Origin of the sequence: Borborobacter arsenicus (genome assembly GCF_003934165.1) — a bacterium.
In the GTDB taxonomy this organism is placed as follows: Bacteria; Pseudomonadota; Alphaproteobacteria; order Rhizobiales; family Rhizobiaceae; genus Pseudaminobacter; species Pseudaminobacter arsenicus.
The window spans coordinates 166,752-183,233 of the sequence record NZ_RKST01000007.1; the positions used below are offsets into that span (position 1 = coordinate 166,752).

General features: G+C 61.7%; 15 protein-coding genes and 3 pseudogenes. 12 read left to right on the top strand and 6 right to left on the bottom strand.

The annotated features are described in order from the left end of the window. Positions 1 to 94: 94 nt before the first annotated feature. The 4 genes from EET67_RS13040 (at position 95) to EET67_RS13055 (ending at position 5,409) form a co-directional block, all read left to right on the top strand. Entirely contained in the window at positions 95 to 922 is an 828-nt protein-coding gene (locus EET67_RS13040) for an alpha/beta hydrolase (RefSeq protein ID WP_128626616.1), read from the top strand. A gap of 207 nt (positions 923 to 1,129) precedes the next feature. Next, positions 1,130 to 3,478, top strand: a complete 2,349-nt coding sequence (locus tag EET67_RS13045; protein ID WP_245450893.1) for a TonB-dependent receptor — start codon at positions 1,130 to 1,132, stop codon at positions 3,476 to 3,478. Between the two features lie 149 nt (positions 3,479 to 3,627). After that, a complete protein-coding gene (locus tag EET67_RS13050) occupies positions 3,628 to 4,311 on the top strand; it encodes a Fe2+-dependent dioxygenase (RefSeq protein ID WP_128626617.1) in 684 nt (227 codons plus the stop codon). Between the two features lie 3 nt (positions 4,312 to 4,314). Beyond that, positions 4,315 to 5,409 carry an alpha-hydroxy acid oxidase gene (locus tag EET67_RS13055; RefSeq protein ID WP_128626618.1) on the top strand — a complete coding sequence of 365 codons (1,095 nt, stop codon included), beginning with the start codon at positions 4,315 to 4,317 and terminating at the stop codon, positions 5,407 to 5,409. Positions 5,410 to 5,438: 29 nt separating this feature from the next. Here EET67_RS13055 and EET67_RS13060 read toward each other — a convergent pair whose 3' ends face one another. Beyond that, positions 5,439 to 6,617: an MFS transporter gene (locus tag EET67_RS13060; protein ID WP_128626619.1), complete on the bottom strand. Its 1,179-nt coding sequence runs from the start codon at positions 6,615 to 6,617 to the stop codon at positions 5,439 to 5,441. 12 nt (positions 6,618 to 6,629) lie between these two features. Continuing rightward, on the bottom strand, positions 6,630 to 6,842 hold the full coding sequence (locus tag EET67_RS13065; protein ID WP_128626620.1) for a DUF1127 domain-containing protein: 213 nt from the start codon (positions 6,840 to 6,842) through the stop codon (positions 6,630 to 6,632). Positions 6,843 to 6,976: 134 nt separating this feature from the next. Here EET67_RS13065 and EET67_RS13070 point away from each other — a divergent pair, with 134 nt between their 5' ends. After that, positions 6,977 to 8,494, top strand: a complete 1,518-nt coding sequence (locus tag EET67_RS13070) for a winged helix-turn-helix domain-containing tetratricopeptide repeat protein (protein WP_128626621.1) — start codon at positions 6,977 to 6,979, stop codon at positions 8,492 to 8,494. A gap of 54 nt (positions 8,495 to 8,548) precedes the next feature. On the opposite strand, the gene EET67_RS13075 is transcribed toward EET67_RS13070, so the two are convergent. Next, positions 8,549 to 8,941 carry a GFA family protein gene (locus tag EET67_RS13075; protein ID WP_128626622.1) on the bottom strand — a complete coding sequence of 131 codons (393 nt, stop codon included), beginning with the start codon at positions 8,939 to 8,941 and terminating at the stop codon, positions 8,549 to 8,551. 158 nt (positions 8,942 to 9,099) lie between these two features. Next, positions 9,100 to 9,515 (bottom strand): annotated as a pseudogene (locus tag EET67_RS13080) (PIN domain-containing protein). 27 nt (positions 9,516 to 9,542) lie between these two features. Here EET67_RS13080 and EET67_RS13085 point away from each other — a divergent pair. Continuing rightward, positions 9,543 to 9,877: pseudogene (locus EET67_RS13085) on the top strand (transposase); the annotation flags it as partial. Between the two features lie 78 nt (positions 9,878 to 9,955). Next, entirely contained in the window at positions 9,956 to 10,438 is a 483-nt protein-coding gene (locus tag EET67_RS13095) for an SRPBCC family protein (protein ID WP_128626623.1), read from the top strand. 854 nt (positions 10,439 to 11,292) lie between these two features. Here EET67_RS13095 and EET67_RS13100 read toward each other — a convergent pair. Both EET67_RS13100 and EET67_RS13105 read right to left on the bottom strand, forming a co-directional pair. Beyond that, positions 11,293 to 12,591, bottom strand: a complete 1,299-nt coding sequence (locus EET67_RS13100) for a type II toxin-antitoxin system HipA family toxin (RefSeq protein WP_128626624.1) — start codon at positions 12,589 to 12,591, stop codon at positions 11,293 to 11,295. Beyond that, positions 12,588 to 12,953: a helix-turn-helix domain-containing protein gene (locus tag EET67_RS13105; protein WP_245450895.1), complete on the bottom strand. Its 366-nt coding sequence runs from the start codon at positions 12,951 to 12,953 to the stop codon at positions 12,588 to 12,590. Before EET67_RS13105 ends, EET67_RS13100 begins: the two co-directional genes overlap by 4 nt. A 285-nt stretch (positions 12,954 to 13,238) precedes the next feature. Between EET67_RS13105 and EET67_RS13110 the strand changes: the two genes are divergently transcribed. The 5 genes and pseudogenes from EET67_RS13110 (at position 13,239) to arsH (ending at position 16,477) form a co-directional block, all read left to right on the top strand. After that, a complete protein-coding gene (locus tag EET67_RS13110; RefSeq protein WP_128626625.1) occupies positions 13,239 to 13,571 on the top strand; it encodes an ArsR/SmtB family transcription factor in 333 nt (110 codons plus the stop codon). Positions 13,572 to 13,584: 13 nt separating this feature from the next. Beyond that, positions 13,585 to 14,089, top strand: a pseudogene (locus EET67_RS13115) (arsenate reductase ArsC). 15 nt (positions 14,090 to 14,104) lie between these two features. Continuing rightward, positions 14,105 to 15,211 carry an ACR3 family arsenite efflux transporter gene (arsB, locus tag EET67_RS13120; protein ID WP_128626626.1) on the top strand — a complete coding sequence of 369 codons (1,107 nt, stop codon included), beginning with the start codon at positions 14,105 to 14,107 and terminating at the stop codon, positions 15,209 to 15,211. After that, on the top strand, positions 15,208 to 15,630 hold the full coding sequence (gene arsC, locus EET67_RS13125; RefSeq protein WP_128626627.1) for an arsenate reductase (glutaredoxin): 423 nt from the start codon (positions 15,208 to 15,210) through the stop codon (positions 15,628 to 15,630). The genes arsB and arsC overlap by 4 nt, the downstream gene beginning before the upstream one ends. Before the next feature lie 115 nt (positions 15,631 to 15,745). After that, positions 15,746 to 16,477 (top strand): arsenical resistance protein ArsH, encoded by a 732-nt coding sequence (arsH, locus tag EET67_RS13130; RefSeq protein ID WP_281011075.1) that lies wholly within the window; start codon positions 15,746 to 15,748, stop codon positions 16,475 to 16,477. Positions 16,478 to 16,482: the final 5 nt, after the last annotated feature.

Sequence of the window (16,482 nt, forward strand, 5' to 3'; positions counted from 1 at the left end):
AGGGCGCGCCGCTTATGCGATACATGATAAAAATCGTCAAGTTATCCCCTGGATAGTCTTGACGGCATTTCGCCCGACCTGCCACAGCTTGGCGATGCAACCAGTCGCCGTCACGCCCGCCCAGCCCAGACAACCGCAGCCCGCGGCGCTTGCCATATTCGACGCTGATGTGCCGACCCACAGGCTGGAGCGCCGATTGGTGGAAACGCAAAGCGGCCGGGCATTCCAGCTCTTCTTCGCCATTCCCCGCGCCGCGCCGCCGGCTGCTGGTTACCCGTTGCTATACATGCTCGATGGCAATGCCGCCTTCGATGCGTTGACGCCGGCGCATCTGGAGGCCGCGCCCGGGCTTGCGATCATCGGCATCGGCTACGACACCAAATTGCGCTTCGACGTGATGGCGCGCAGCCTCGACAATACGCCCGTCGAAATCCCGCTCTCCGCCAATGGGCGCAGGACCGGCGGCGCCGACGCCTTTCTCGACCTGCTTGCCGGCGAGTTGCGCGAACTGGCGGAGGCCGGCATCCGTGTCGACCCCGCCCGCCGGACGCTCTGGGGTCATTCGCTGGCCGGTCTGTGCACTCTATATGCCCTGATGACGAATCCGGGCGCCTTCCGCCGCTTCGTCTCCGTCAGCCCCTCGGTGTGGTGGAACGACCAGTGGCTGCTGGATTTCGAGGCAAAGGCTGCAACGACAGGCCGCGAGATCGAAGCGCTGGTCATGCTGGGCAATGCGGAGCGGCGATCCAATCCGGCTGGGCCCCATTGGGAGGGTCCCGCACCCCACACGCTGGAGATGGTCGCCCGCTTACGGCGCTGGCCCGGCCTGTCCGTGTCCATGGATATTTTCGGCGGTCTCGGCCATGCCGCCACTTTGCCGGCCTCCTTCGGCGCTGCTCTCGCCTTTGCCGGGAAGGAGTGAAGGCCCTCGGCGAGTGCGCCGTCACGGCAACCGGTCCGTGACGCCACATAAGTTGTGGCTAAATTGTGACAATCGGTGCCAATGCCGCCGACTAATAGTTGACAATTATAATCATGTTTTATAGCCGGATATTGCCGGTGTTTCCCGGTGACCCCCGCCTTCAAAGGCCCAGGCAAAGAATATGGAAACATCACATTGGGCCGCGACATGCTCGCGGCCAAAATTCATGCCTGGGGCTCATCGACCATGGAAACTGGTAGCCAGATTCATCCGTCTGACACTGAAACAATTTCACAAGTAAGGAACACCCTCGGTCTCCTGCCGGTCATCGCGCTGTCGGCAGCATTGACCGGCCCGGTCTATGCGCAGGCCCAGGAAACCTCACCGGGTGCTGGCAACGACGTCACGCTGGGCCAGATCAATGTCGAGGCGAGCGGGGGCGGCTCGGCCAATGCGGTCGAGCAGGACACGAATGTCGGCCGCATACCCGGCAAGGTCAAGGATGTTCCCCAGGTCGTCAATGTCATCACGCCCGAGGTGATGGAACAGCAGCAGACCCAGACGCTTGAGCAGGTTCTGCGCAACGTGCCGGGCGTTACCATGGCCATCGGCGAGGGCGGCGGCGGATTGAACGGCGACCAGTTCAAGATTCGCGGCTTCGAGGCCAAGGGCGATATCTACAGCGACGGTCTGCGCGATTTCGGCGTCTATGTCCGCGACAGTTTTGCCTATGAGGGGGTCCAGGTCTTCAAGGGGCCGTCCTCTGAAAACTTCGGCATGGGTACGACCGGCGGCGCGATCAATACCCAGCTGAAGCGCGCGCATCTTGATGACGAGACCATTATAGAGGGCCAGGCCGGCAACGGCCCGCTCGGCCGGGTGATGCTGGATGTGAACAAGCAGCTCAGCGAAACCAGCGCGCTGCGCTTCGTCGCCATGGGGCATTGGCAGGATCTGGTCGATCGCGACAATAACGAATCCAACCGGGCCGGCGTCCTCGCCACCGGATCGTTCGGCATCGGCACGGATCTGACCTGGGATGTGAGCTATTTCTACCAGCACGGCGATCGCACGCCTGACTACGGCGTGCCCATGGTCGCGCGCGGCGCCAGCAGTCCGGACAATCCGTTGCTGCCGATCACCGAGTTCGGCGTGCCGCGCTCAAGCTTCTACGGCAAGGCGCAGGACCACGATATCTTCAACACCCACGCCGTTACCTCCAAGGTGAAGTGGGAAGCGGAAGACTGGCTGACGCTCTACAACGACACGCGATTGTCGGTCTATGATCGCGACTTCTCCACCAGCGTGCCGTCCTGCAACGATAACAATGGCAGCACCTGCGCATCGGACTTCTTTGCAGGCAACCCGGCCTTCCTGTCCGGCTATGGTGGCGGCAACCCGACTTACGAGCAGAATTCCTGGGGCATCCAGAACGTCACCACCGGCGTAGCCAAGTTCGAGACCGGCTCCATGCGCCATGAGATGGTTGTCGGCCTGGACATGTTCTACCAGAAGAACGAGCGTGACGCATTCAGCGTCACCGGCAAGGATCCTTCCATTGTCGATGTCCGCAACCCGGGAGCCACCTTTGACCTACCCTATTCGGTCGCGCGCAACCCCAATGGCGACCGCAATGGCTCGGGCACGAATATCGGCCTGTTTGCGTCGGATCGTGTCTGGCTGACGCCGGAGTTCTCTGTTCTTGCTGGCGGCCGCTGGGACTATTTCGACTCCAAATATCACCAGGCAACCACGTCCAACAGCAATCCTGCGCCATTTGAAGGACGGGAAAAGACCAGTGCCTTCTCGCCCAAGGCCTCGCTGATCTGGGAGCCGACGCAGGATCAGACCTATTATGCGTCGTGGGCCCGCTCGTTCACGCCGGCAGGGCAGTTCATCGCCAACACCTCCAGCGCCATCAGCCCCAACACCCCCAATCTGGACCCCGAAAAGAGCGATCTTTATGAGGTCGGCGCCAAGGTTAATTTCCTCGGCGGGCTCATGAGCGTGACCGGGGCGGTGTTCCAGATCGAGAAGAGCAATGCCTTCTTCACCGATCCCGTTACGGGCGACACCGAAACAACGGGCGAGGAGCAGCGCGTGCGCGGCATCGAGCTTGGCGTGTCAGGCAAACCCACCGACGCCTGGACGGTCGGCCTTTCCTACAGCTACATGGACAGCGAAATCCTGGCTGCCTTCAATTCTTCAGGCGCGCCTACTGGCGTTGAAGGCAACGAGGTCGCCTATGTGCCGCACAATTCGGTGTCGCTGTGGACGAGCTATGAGGTCTCGCGCCATCTCGAGATGGACGGCAGGCTCGATGTCGGCGGCGGTATCGTCTATTCCGACGCCTATTACACCAACTCGGCCAATACCGGGCAGATTCCCGAATCCTTCTCGCTCGATGCGTTCGTCGCCTATGAGTACAACAATCTCAAATTCGCGCTGAACGGATACAACCTCACCGACAGCCTGAATTACTCCACCGGCTGGAGCAACCGCGCAGTCGTGGCGCCCGGCCGCAGCTTCGTGCTGACGGTGAGCACCAAGTTCTGAACGGGAAATAGCCGGGCCGCAAGATACGAAGCGGCCCGGATAAATCCTGTTCTCCGACCGGAAAGATGGATGCCCGATTTCATCTTTCGCAGCCGTCATCACGAATTGAGCCGGGTGTTTCCGGCTCAATTCTCCATGGAGAGCCAGATATGCTCATAACGATCCCCGATGTGCTGACCCCGGAAGAACTGGCCCATATCCGCCGCGTGCTGGAAACGACGCAATGGGTCGACGGCCGCACGACCGCCGGCGAGCAGGCAGCGCTGGTCAAGAAGAACCTGCAGGTTCCCGTCGATGCGCCTGCCGCGCAGGAACTGAGCCAGATCGTCATGCGCGCCCTGGGCCGCAACCCGACCTTCTCCTCGGCGGCGCTGCCCCTGCATGTCCTGCCCCCGATGTTCAATCGCTATGACGAGGGCATGACGTTCGGCGCCCATGTTGACGGCTCGATCCGGGTGGTGCCCGGCACGGCCATGCGTCTGCGCACCGACGTCTCCTCGACGCTCTTCCTGACGCCGCCGGAAGACTATGATGGCGGCGAACTGGTGGTGCATGACACCTACGGGACCCACAGCGTCAAGCTGCCCGCCGGCCACATGGTCGTCTATCCCGCCACCTCCATGCACAGCGTCAACCCCGTCACGCGCGGAAGCCGCTGGGGCTCCTTCTTCTGGACGCAATCGATGGTGAAGGACGACTGGCGCCGGCACATGCTGTACGATCTGGATATGTCCATCATAAAGGTGCGGCAGAACATGCCCGACGACCATCCGGCCGTGGTCGGTCTTACCGCTCACTACCACAACCTCATCCGCCACTGGTCGGATCTGTAAACAGTGGCCGCCGGTCAAGCTTCGCCTGTCCCGGCCGATATTGTCAGCCTGGCGGACTATGAGCGCCACGCGCGGGAGCGTGTGCCTCAATCGGTCTGGGCTTACATTGCAGGGGTCGGTGCCGACGGGATAACCCACCGCTGGAATCGCGAGGCGTTCGACCGGCTCAGGCTCGAAGGACGTGTCCTTGCCGATATGGCGGGAGCGAATACCAGCATCGAGCTGTTCGGTCAGGCGATGGATGCGCCGATCATTCTGGCTCCTGTCGCCTTCCAGAAACTGGCCCATCGCGATGGAGAACTGGCGACCGCGCTCGGCGCGGCGGCCTCCGGCGTGACGATGACAATCAGCACACAGGCCAGCGTCACCATTGAGGAGATTTCCTCGACCACGCACGGCCCGTTCTGGTTCCAGCTTTACTTGCAGGCACGCCGCGACGACACGCTTGCCCTGCTGCGGCGCGCCGAGGCCGCCGGATGCCGCGCCGTCATGGTCACGGTCGACGCGCCCGTCAATGGCCTGCGCAATCAGGAGCAACGTGCCGGCTTTCGCCTGCCCAAGGGCATCGAGGCGGTGAACACGAGGGGAATGCCGGGCCCCGCACTGCGGGCCGGCCCAGGGCAAAGTCCTGTCTTCCAGGGATTGCTTGACGCCGCCCCAACGTGGAAGGACGTCGAATGGCTTCGAAGCCAGACGCGATTGCCCTTGCTGCTCAAGGGCATCATGAGCCGTCATGACGCGCGCCGAGCGATCGAAACGGGCATGGATGGGTTGGTGATATCCAACCATGGCGGGCGTGTGCTGGATACGCTGCCTGCCAGCATCGAAGCCCTGCCGGGCATTGCCGGGGAGACGGCAGGCGTCGTCCCGCTACTGCTCGACGGTGGCGTGCGCCGCGGCACTGATATTCTCAAGGCATTGGCATTGGGCGCAAACGCCGTGCTGATCGGCCAGCCCATCATGCACGGCCTTGCCGTTGCCGGCGCCGTCGGCATAGCTCATATCGTCAATATTCTTCGCACGGAACTGGAGGTCGCCATGGCCCTGACCGGGCGCAAGACAATCGGTGCCATTGATGCTTCGGTCGTGCTGAACTGAGGTTGAAGGAACCGGCGACGCGGCACGAGCTAGGTGCCTCGATAGACCCGCCGTCTCTGCGCCATCAGCAACACCGCCAATACGCAACACAGCAGGCCAAGGGATAATGGCAGCCCCTGATGTCCGACCAGCTGCATCGCAAGGCCCGTCGTGGGCGAGCCTACAATGCCGCCGATGCCCCATACGAACGCGAAGGCCGCATTACCGGCGATAAGGGCTTGGCCGGTGAAACGCTCGCCGAGCTGGATCAGTGCCATGGTGTAGATGCCGAACGAGGCTCCGCCCCAGACGAAAACGAGCGGCCAGATGAGCCACGAGCTGAAGCTCAATGGCAGCAGCAGGCAGCCGGCCACGCAAGCCAGGGCACAGAATAACAGGGTCCGCATCGAGCCGGAGCGTTCGGCCATGCGCCCGAGCAAAATCTGCAGCACGGCATTGCCCGCGATGAAACAGGTGATGAGCGAAGCGATGCGCCCCTCGGTGCTGCCGAGGGCTGCGCCATAGACCGCGAACAGGGAAAGCAGGGTCTGCTCGAAGGCGGCAGCGGTGAAAACCGCGAACAACAGCAGCGACGCCAGCGCGAAGAAGCCGTGAACCGATGTCGCCTTGTCTTCATGCGGCATTTTCGGCAGGCGCGGCACGACCGCAAGCACGATCAGGCCACAGAGAAGAAAGGCAACGATGCCGATCGTGAAGGGCGACCAACCCTCGCTGCCCACCAGGCCGAGCGACAGCGGGCCGATAGCGAAGCCACCCGAAACGATCGATGAATAGAGGCCCATGATGCGCCCCAGCCGCCGCGCGGGCGCGATCGAGATCAGCCAGGTTTCGCTGATCACGTAAAGCGGATTGGCAAAGAACCCGAGCAGGAAGCGCAGCGGCATCCAGGCCCAGACGTCCTGGGTGAAGGCAATAGCGGCGAGTGCGGCTGCTGCCAGGATCGAACACAGGATGGCAAGCCGTGCTGCGCCCACGCGCCGCACCAGTGCCGGAATGATGGGCGCGGATACAATGAAACCCAGCGGCGTCATCGCCGCCGACAAGCCGATCAGGCCGGGCGTCGTGCCCTGCCGCTCCAGGATGAAGCTGAGCAGCGGATAGGTCAGCCCCTGTGCCACGGCAAACACGGTGACGGTCGCGATGATGCCGGCCATCGCGGCCCAGGGGATCCGGCCCTCCAGCGGTGATGTCGTGGTTTCGGCAGTCATGCGGCATTCACCTTATCGTCGCCAGAAGGGCTTGGCGATCTCAGCCTCGACCTGCCGTTTCGTCAGGCCGATATCCTCGATCAGATGGGGATCGTCCTTCGATTTTTGCTCAAGTTCCCAGCGAAAGCGTATCCGCTCGTCCCAGGTCGCGATCATGCTTCGCAAGGCCGCCAGGCTGTAGTGGCGATGCGATGCTTCAGCCAGCCCCACACGGATATCGTTCATGGCAACCTCCATATGATTTGAGGGCCGGGGCCCTCGACCGGAAAGAGGATGAATTCTGCGGGATACGAGCCGCGCCGTAATTAAGCTCTCCCAAAAAGTTCTCAAAACTTCCAAATGGGCTATAGATTCACCGCATGCAGGGATCGCGTTTTGCCTTTGGCCCGTTCGTGCTTGATCCGAGTGCGGGAACACTGCTTCGGAACGATAACCCCGTCGCCGTGGGTTATCGCGGGTTGAGGCTGCTTGCGGCGCTCGTCGAACGGCAAGGTGAAATCCTGGGCAAGGCCGAGTTGATGGACGCGGCCTGGCCGGGCAGGGCGGTCGAGGAAGGCAACCTCACCGTCCAGATCGCGCAACTCAGGAAGCTGCTTGGCCCGGCCGGGGATGGTGGTGAAGGGGGAGGCGAATGGATCGCCACGGTTCCGCGTGTCGGCTACCGCTTCCTGGGCGCCGTCGAGCGGCTCGGCGCGAAGCGAAAACCTTTGCCGCTGCCCGAAAAACCATCGATAGCTGTGCTGCCCTTCATAAATCTCAGCAACGATCCGGAGCAGGAATCCTTTGCGGACGGGCTGACCGAAGACCTGATCACGGACCTCTCCCGGATCTCCGGCCTGTTCGTCATCGCCCGCAACTCGGTCTTTGCCTATAAGGGAAAGACTTTTGCTGTGGGCGAGATCGCCGAGGACCTGGGCGTGCGTTACCTGCTGGAGGGAAGCGCGAGACGTGCCGCCGGGCGCGTGCGCATCAACGCCCAGCTGGTCGATGCGGTGAGCGGCGATCATCTTTGGGCGCAACGCTTCGACCGCAGCCTGGAAGATGTCTTTGCTGTTCAAGACGAGGTGACGGCCAGGATCGTGGAGGCGTTGCTCGGCCGGCTACGCGCACCGCCGCCACGCAATCGGCCCAGAAATCTTGAGGCTTACGATCTGTGCGTGCGGGCGCGCAAGCTGATGGATGATACGCCGCAGACCGCGCGGGAAGCGCATCTGATGCTCACGCGCGCGGTTTCGCTCGATCCGGAATATGCAGAAGCCTATCGCTGGCTTGCCATGAACCACTGGATGGGATGGGTGCATTCCGGCGGACCGACCGAGTCCTCCCGCAGCATTGCCCTGGAGCTGGCGCGCAAGGCCGTTTCGATCGATCCCAACGATGCCGGCTGCCGCTGGGTGCTGGCTTACCTGCTTGCCTATGAGCGCAGCTTCGCCGAGGCGGATGCGGAATTCGGGCACGCGATCGAGATTGATCCGAACGAGGCCGATGCGTGGGCCGCATTGTCCGACATCGCGGTCCTGGCCGGGCGGATCGGGGAGGGGCTTGAACATATAGGCAAGGCGTTTCGGCTGAACCCTTATCCGGCGAGCTGGTACTATCTGGCGCTCGGCCAGGCGCAATATGCCGCCGGCGACTACGAAGCCGCTGTCGAGACATTGCGCAGCGACGAGACCTATCGGACAAGCTCACGCCGTTTCCTGGCGGCAAGCCTTGCACAACTCGGCCGGCTCGACGCGGCGCGCGCCGAGGTCGAACTGTTCCTCATTGGCAACCCGGATTTCACGATCCGTCACTGGGCCACGACGGAACCATTTCGCGACGCCGCGACTCTTGAGCATTTCGTAGATGGCTTCCGCAAGGCCGGCCTTCCGGAGTGACGCACTGGCGTCGCCTACCGAACGGCCGGTCGATCCGAAAGCCACTGATCCGACCTATTCTTCGAAGCGGTTCGTGGCGTCACGATCGCGCTCGTAGCGTCTGTTGCGCGGAAACGGCGGCAACCAGGACTCGCGACGGATAGTCCAGAGTTCGTAGGTCGGCACCAGTTGGTCAGGGGCATCGAGCGATCCCAGGTTCACTTCGATTTCGTCGGCGGTACGGCCGAAAACAGAGGATCCGCAGCGGGGACAGAAAAACCGCCCGGCATAGTCGCGCGTCTCGCCATCGATCGTCACCGCATCCTGAGGGAACACCGCGGAAGCATGAAAAAGGGCGCCATGATGCTTGCGGCAGTCGAGACAGTGGCAGAGGCCGACCCGATATGGGCGCCCCGACGCCACAATTCGGACATTGCCGCACAGGCAGCCGCCGGTGAAACGGTCCATGCTGCGTCTCCTCCAAAATCAAGTGGTCGAAATGGTTACGACGAATAGCATTGTCATTGCAATTGCCCCGGCCATAGCGTCGTCGGGCATGGCGAAGCCGGCGACGCACCGACGCTCGGGCAGATAGTGCCATAACTTCGCGATGATCGCTGATCGGTTCACGGCGTCCACGGATTGTAGAGATCGATTCCGAAGCCGTCGAAATCCTTTATGTTACGCGTCGCAAGGGTGAGGCTTTGCAAGATGGTGGTGGCGCCGACCAAGCCATCCATTAACGATAGGCTGCGGCGCTTCGCAACGCCCATCAAATCTCCCCAAGCCAGAGCCACAGCCTCGTCTACCGGCAGAACCCTCTGCTCGAAGCGTTGCGGCAGCTCCCGCGCGAGCCATTCAGCCAGGGTATCGCGTCGTCGACCTTCATCCATGAGGGCTACGCCGCGCCGAATTTCAGCAATCGACACCACGCTGATGAATGTTCGGTCCTCATCGAGCCTGTCTAGCCATTCTAGGACACGTGTGTCGGGGGAGGGCTTTGTGACCTCCGACAATAATTAGTATCGAGGAGGAGTTTCACAACGACAGATCACGCGGTTCGTCGCGGGAGGCGGCGCTTGCGCATTATGGAAAGCCCGACATCTTCAATACGGATCAGGGATCGCAGTTCACCTCCATCGACTTCACGGCTGCGCTGAAGAAGGCGGAGATCGCCATATCGATGGACGGCAAGGGCGTGTGGCGGGATTTTCGTCGAACGGCTCTGGCGCTCGATCAAATACGAGGAGGTCTACCTCCACGCCTACCAAACCGTGTCCGAGGCCCGCGCTGGCATCGGTCGATATCTGACCTTACAACAGCCGACGCCCAACATTCATCCCTTGGCGGACGCCCGATCAGGCGTACTTCAATACGCTGATGCCCATGATGGCAGCGGCATAATCGAGGCGGAAATCCACTTAGCGAAACGCCCAAAACTATTCGGACAAACCGAGCCACCTCTTAGAGAGGAATCCGCAGATGACAAAAAGAACTCTAGGAATCCTGTCGTCCACTATTGCTGCAATGGGTGTTCTGGTCGGGTCAGCCGCCGCGCTGGAGGTCGCCAGTTCCACCACTGTGGCCGGAACACCGGATTCCGTCTGGAAAAAGATCGGCGATTTTTGCGCTATTCAGACCTGGCATCCGGGCGTGTCAAAATGCGAGCAAACCGACGAGGCAGGGGCGACCTACCGCACGCTCACTGCCACTGACGGCGGCACGATCAAGGAGAAACTCGTAGAGCAGACCGATACCAGTTACACATATGAGATCATCGAATCTCCACTTCCTGTCGAGGACTACCAGGCTACGATCAGTGTTTCGGCTGAGGGAGATCGGACCAGGGTGGACTGGAAGGGCAGCTTTGACGCGAAAGGCCAATCGGACGCCGAAGCCAAGACCGTGATCAGCGACATTTACAAAGCCGGACTCGAACAGATCGCCAAAATGGGCGGCAACTAGCCTGCATACTGGAACGGCTTGCAATAGGATCGGGAACTGGTTCGCATCGGCACAGCCTATACCAACTGTTCAGGCCCGTCGCTTCGCATGACGTCCTCGCTCCACGGATACGGGAAGCCCCGCGATTGCCAGCCAGAATGGAACGGAACAGGAACATCAGTTTCCCTCCAGATGCAAGCGATTTCTTCGGGTTGGAAATGCACGGCTTCGCCCGCAACGGGTCGGAAGCGTGCAGCGGCGCCGGCCAAGCTTCTCCTTCTATTCCTCGTTTTCGCCCGTCCGTTTTCCTTGCTGGAATTGGTCTTTTTACAATGAGTCCGGACGTGGCCGGGGAAGATCGCCTCGTGAACGATCCTCCCCCTTCCGCCGCGCCTTTCCGTCATCTGATGTCTTCGACCGCGTCCCGGCTTCGATGCGAAGTCGCCTCATTTCCGACGTCAGGTCAAGCCCTGCCAAATGCTCGGAAAGTCCCGCCAACCGTATGCTTTCGTTAACGATTCGCGTTCGGATGACTGCCCTATGCCGGGGTCTGGGATCCATGTGGGACCACAGCCTCATAGCCGTCGGAGCGCCGGCGCCCCATGAAAGCATCTTTCGGATTGGGCGAGGGACTTCTTCCGACCCGCCCGAGCGGGAGCGGCGGCAAGCGGGCTCGCCTGGGGACCTCTGCGACCCGGAATCCTGCGAAAAACCGTAACCATAATCGAAATCTTTGTTGCGCAGGACATCGCGGCCCGGTGCTGCTACGTCAACCGCGCCCTTGTCCGGCTATTCTCTGCGGCCATTTCACGACGTCCGCCGGGTACTTGCAGACGCCAGAATGAATTCCTGGAGACCAGGCACATCAACCGATGCTAGATGGCCCGAAAGGCAGCCTCTATACGTGCGGCGTCAGCCTCCGGAACGCCTGCCTCGTGCGCAAACGTTTTCCATCGGCTACGAGCTTCGAGCGCTGCATTCAGGATTGCCCTTCCTTTCGCGGGCTTGATTCCGACGTTCTCGAAGAACCGGAGGAAATCCTCCCGCCCGAAGCCGTCGCGCTTGCCGTTCAGGCTCATCTGGTGTCTGTTGGTCCACTCTCCTGTCGGATTATAGGCATAACAGACGTCGAAGGCAGGCGAGAGCCGCCACTGGCCCGAGCGGTCCATGAGGAACGCGATGTTCTTCGCATGGTCATCCTGGTTGCGTATGGCGATATTGAAGACGGCACGCAGTGCCTGCTGGATGACATCCTCATGCGACGCGTCGACAAGCCTCAACGCCCGGATTGCCTGCTCGTAGCTGTATGCTCCAGGTTCGTTGAAGTCATAATGCATGAGCGCAGACAGCGACTGCATGTGGAGCCTGCCACCGTCGTCAGTCCTGTCGAACCGCCGCGTCATGAAATGGCTTCTGCCGTTCTCGTGATGAAGCCGGCATGTCATCATGTCGATCCCAGCTTCCATGGCCATGAGGTGGCAGGCGTATTCGATCCTGCCGAAGCCCAGCGGGTCGGCGAGTTCCCTGTCGCGGTTATTGCTGACGCCGTCGAACTTCAGCAGCCAATGGGTAAAGCCCGGCTGCGCCTCGAGTTGCCCGGACCGAAACTCGCCCGTCTTCTCGTTCCAGGCAATCACCGCCTTAGCCCCCGCGCCGCCCGCAGAGGTGCCGACCTTAAGGATGTCCTCCAGTACCTCGCCATCCCCGTCGCTGCCGCTCAGCTTGCCGACGAGGCCTGCGCGTTCCTGAAGTATCTCGTTGACAAGCTCGACCAGCCGATCGATCCGCACTGCGCGTGACGAAGAGGGAATGCCGCTGATGGCGGGGTGGAACTCAAGGGCTCCCATCCCTCTGCTGCCGATATAGCAAAGCCGTTCCACAGGATTGAAACTCGATGGCGACCGTCCCTCCCGGGCAAGCCACGCGTCTATGAGCCGGTTCCCGAACCTGTCCGGAAGCGAATCGGCGAGCATGCCCGGAAGGCCCTTGAAGGTTTCCCGGGGCAGCGAGGGAAACGAGAACGTTCCTTCTCCGAGCGGCATCATGACCGGGGCGAGCTCGATGCCGCTGTCGAGGAATCCGGGGTCGAACTGGAATACCCCGATCTCTTGGTCTCGTAGCCATGAGACCGCGCCGATGGAGGTTCCCCAAAGGCGAACCGTCGCGTCCGTCATTTACCGTCGCCCCAGGCGAACGCCTTGGGCTTGCTGAGCCTTCGGGTTCGAACTTTGGGACTGGCACGCCGCCGCTCGTGTCCTTTGAGCTTGACCCGTTCGACAGGCCGTACGGTTTGGTCTGGCACCAGCGCGTCGAGGTGAGAACCCAGCCCCAGTGCGCCCATTGCCCTGATGAAGCTGTCCAATGTCGGGGAATCGCCGCGCTCGAGCCGTTTCACGGTGCTGATCGAAAGTCCTGAACGGTCGGCGACATCCTGCTGCGAGAGGTTTTTCGAAAGCCTTGCCTGTTCAAGCCTGTCACCAATCTCCGTCATGATTTGGCTGGAGGTAGCTGCCTCATAGTTTGCGTTAAGGTTCATATTTGACCTCTACAATGGCTAATTGGGTTCAATGGTTCATATATGAGCTTTTTGACTTTCAGTCAATGTAGAATCTACAAAAGCTCATTTATGGACTGCTGAAGGCCATGTAGCCTTACAATAGATCATATATGACCTATTATAAAAATTCGCGGTGCCGAGGCTGGCGGTCACGGGGCACGCTCCTGATCGGTGACCCGCGAAGGTCGCCCGCATCCTGTTGACTGCGGTCATGACAGTGTCATATGTGGCCCGTATATCCATCATATCTGGATTTGCGGATACATGGACAAGAAGATTGCATTGGCTGCGCTGGCGGCGCTCGGACAGGAAACGCGCCTCGACATCTTCCGGCTCCTCGTGAAGGCAGGGACGGAGGGCGTGCCTTCCGGCGAAGTCGCCTCCGGGCTCGGCGCGGTTCAGAACACCACGTCGGCGCATCTGAAAATCCTGCATCACGCGGGCCTCGTCCGTACCGAGCGGGACGGCCGCGTCGTTCGCTACGTCGCCGACATGACAGGGTTCCGCGACCTGCTCGCCTACCTCATGGAGGACTGCTGCAACGGCTCGCCGGAGCTGTGCCGCCCCGTCATCGATGCCGTCACCTGCGAATGTTAGAAGGAACCTGTGAATGAGTGAGAATCCATTTAACGTGCTGTTCCTGTGCACGGGCGGCGCGGTCGATCCTTGCCGAGGCCATCCTGAACCGGGTAGGGCAGGGCCGCTTCAAGGCGTTTTCGGCAGGTTCCCAGCCCAAAGGAGAGGTGCATCCTTTTGCCATCCAGCTCCTCAAGAGCCTGAATTTCGATACCTCCTTCGCGCGCTCCAAGAGTTGGGAAGAGTTTGCTGCGCCCGGCGCGCCCGAGATGCATTTCGTGTTCACCGTCTGCGACAATGCCGCGATCGAATCCTGTCCGGTCTGGCCGGGCCAGCCTATGACCGCGCACTGGGGCGTTCTGGACCCGGCAGCGGCGGAGGGCACCAACGCCGAGAAGCATTTGGCCTTCGCCGAGGCTTACCGGCTGCTCAACAGCCGGCTCTCTATCTTCACCAGCCTGCCGATGGCATCGATCGACAAGCTCGCGCTGCAGCGGCGGCTGGACGAAATCGGCCGGAACCTGCCGAAGGCGGGATGAACTGACAGGCATGCCATGACTGACCATGTACCGATTTCCGACGAAGCCTCTCCGGCGAGGATCGGCTTCTTCGAAAAATACCTCACCGTCTGGGTTGCGCTCTGCATCGTCGCCGGGATCGCGCTCGGGCACATGCTGCCCGGCCTGTTTGGCGTGATTGCCGCGGCGGAGATCGCCAAGGTGAACCTTCCGGTCGCGGTGCTGATCTGGCTGATGATCGTGCCCATGCTGCTGCGCGTCGACTTCGCGTCCCTGGCGCAGGTCGGCACATACTGGCGCGGTATCGGCGTCACCCTTTTCATCAACTGGGCGGTGAAGCCGTTTTCGATGGCGCTGCTCGGCTGGCTCTTCGTCGGCTGGCTGTTCCGGCCCTGGCTGCCGGAAGCGCAGATCGATTCCTACATCGCGGGCCTGATCATCCTGGCGGCAGCACCTTGCACCGCGATGGTGTTCGTCTGGTCGAACCTGACCCGGGGCGACCCGAACTTCACGCTGTCGCAGGTAGCGCTCAACGACGCGATCATGATCGTCGCCTTCGCGCCGATCGTCGGCCTGCTGCTCGGCCTCTCGGCGATCACGGTTCCTTGGGACACGCTGCTGCTCTCGGTGGTCCTCTACATCGTTCTGCCCGTCGTCGTGGCGCAGGTCGTGCGCCGACGGCTGCTGGTCACCGGAGGACGGGCAGCGCTCGACGGATTGCTCGCCAGGCTCCAGCCCGTCTCGCTCGTTTCACTGCTGGCGACGCTGGTCCTGCTGTTCGGCTTCCAGGGCGAGCAGATCATAGCCCAGCCTCTCGTGATCGCCCTTCTCGCCGTGCCGATCCTGATCCAGGTCTACTTCAACTCCGGTCTCGCCTACCTGCTCAACCGGATCTCGGGGGAGCGGCATTGCGTGGCGGGCCCGTCGGCGCTGATCGGCGCGTCCAACTTCTTCGAGCTTGCGGTGGCGGCCGCGATCGTCCTGTTCGGCCTGAACTCAGGCGCGGCGCTCGCCACCGTGGTCGGCGTGCTGGTCGAGGTTCCGGTGATGCTGTCGGTCGTCTGGATCGTGAACCGCAGCAAGGACTGGTACGAGGCGGGCTCGGCCGTTGCTCCGACCGCGATCAGGAACCCTGCCGAATGACGATGACCATCTACCACAACCCGGACTGCGGCACGTCCAGAAACACTCTCGCCATGATCCGCCAGTCCGGCGAAGAGCCGGAGGTGATCGAATACCTGAAGACCCCGCCGTCGCGCGAGAAGCTGATCGAGCTGATTGCCGCGATGGGCATCACCCCGCGCGAACTGCTGCGCGAGAGGGGCACGCCCTACGCGGAACTCGGACTCGGCGACCCCAAATGGACGGACGACGAACTGATCGACTTCATGCTCGCCTATCCGATTCTGATCAACAGGCCGATCGTCGTCACGCCCCAGGGCACCAGGCTGTGCCGTCCTTCCGAGACGGTCCTGGATGTCCTGCCAAATCCCGACATCGGTCCTTTCACCAAGGACAACGGCGAGGTCGTGATCGACGCGTCGGGCAGGCGCGTGCGCTGACGCTATTTCGGTTTTTGTCGAAGCAGGGTTGACCTGCATGCGATGCCATCTATATTTCCAAGTAAATCGAAATTACGCTCACATTGCATCGCGCACGAGTGCCTGGAGTTCGCCGATGACCGACGCCGCATGTCCGATGGACACTTTCCCGAACATTGATGAGGACCAATTCCAGCCTCTCGATCCGGCCGCGCTCTTCGACGGGCCGCGAGCCACGCACCCGCCACGCATCCTGATGCTCTACGGGTCTCTGCGGGAACGCTCCTATTCCAGGCTGGCGACGGAAGAAGCGGCGCGAATCCTGCGGAGGCTCGGTGCCGAAGTACGCATCTTCAATCCTTCCGGACTGCCGCTTCCGGATTCGGCGACGGCCGATCATTCCAAGGTCAAGGAGCTGCGCGAGCTGTCGCTGTGGTCGGAGGGACAGGTCTGGTGCTCGCCCGAGCGGCACGGCTCCATGACAGGCATCATGAAGGCCCAGATCGACTGGCTGCCGCTGTCGCTTGGCGGCGTTCGCCCGACCCAGGGCCGCACGCTCGCGGTCATGCAGGTCAGCGGTGGGTCCCAGAGCTTCAACGCCGTCAACCAGCTTCGGATTCTCGGCCGCTGGATGCGGATGTTCACGATCCCCAACCAGAGTTCCGTCGCCAAGGCATTCAACGAGTTCGACGAGGCGGGACGGATGAAGCCGTCGTCCTATTACGACCGGATCGTGGACGTGATGGAGGAACTGATGAAGCTCACCCTGCTGTTGCGCGACCGGACTGGTTACCTGACGGACCGCTATTCGGAGCGCGTCGAGACCGCGGAGGAGGTTTCCAGGCGGGTGAACCAGCGGTCGCAATGACGCTA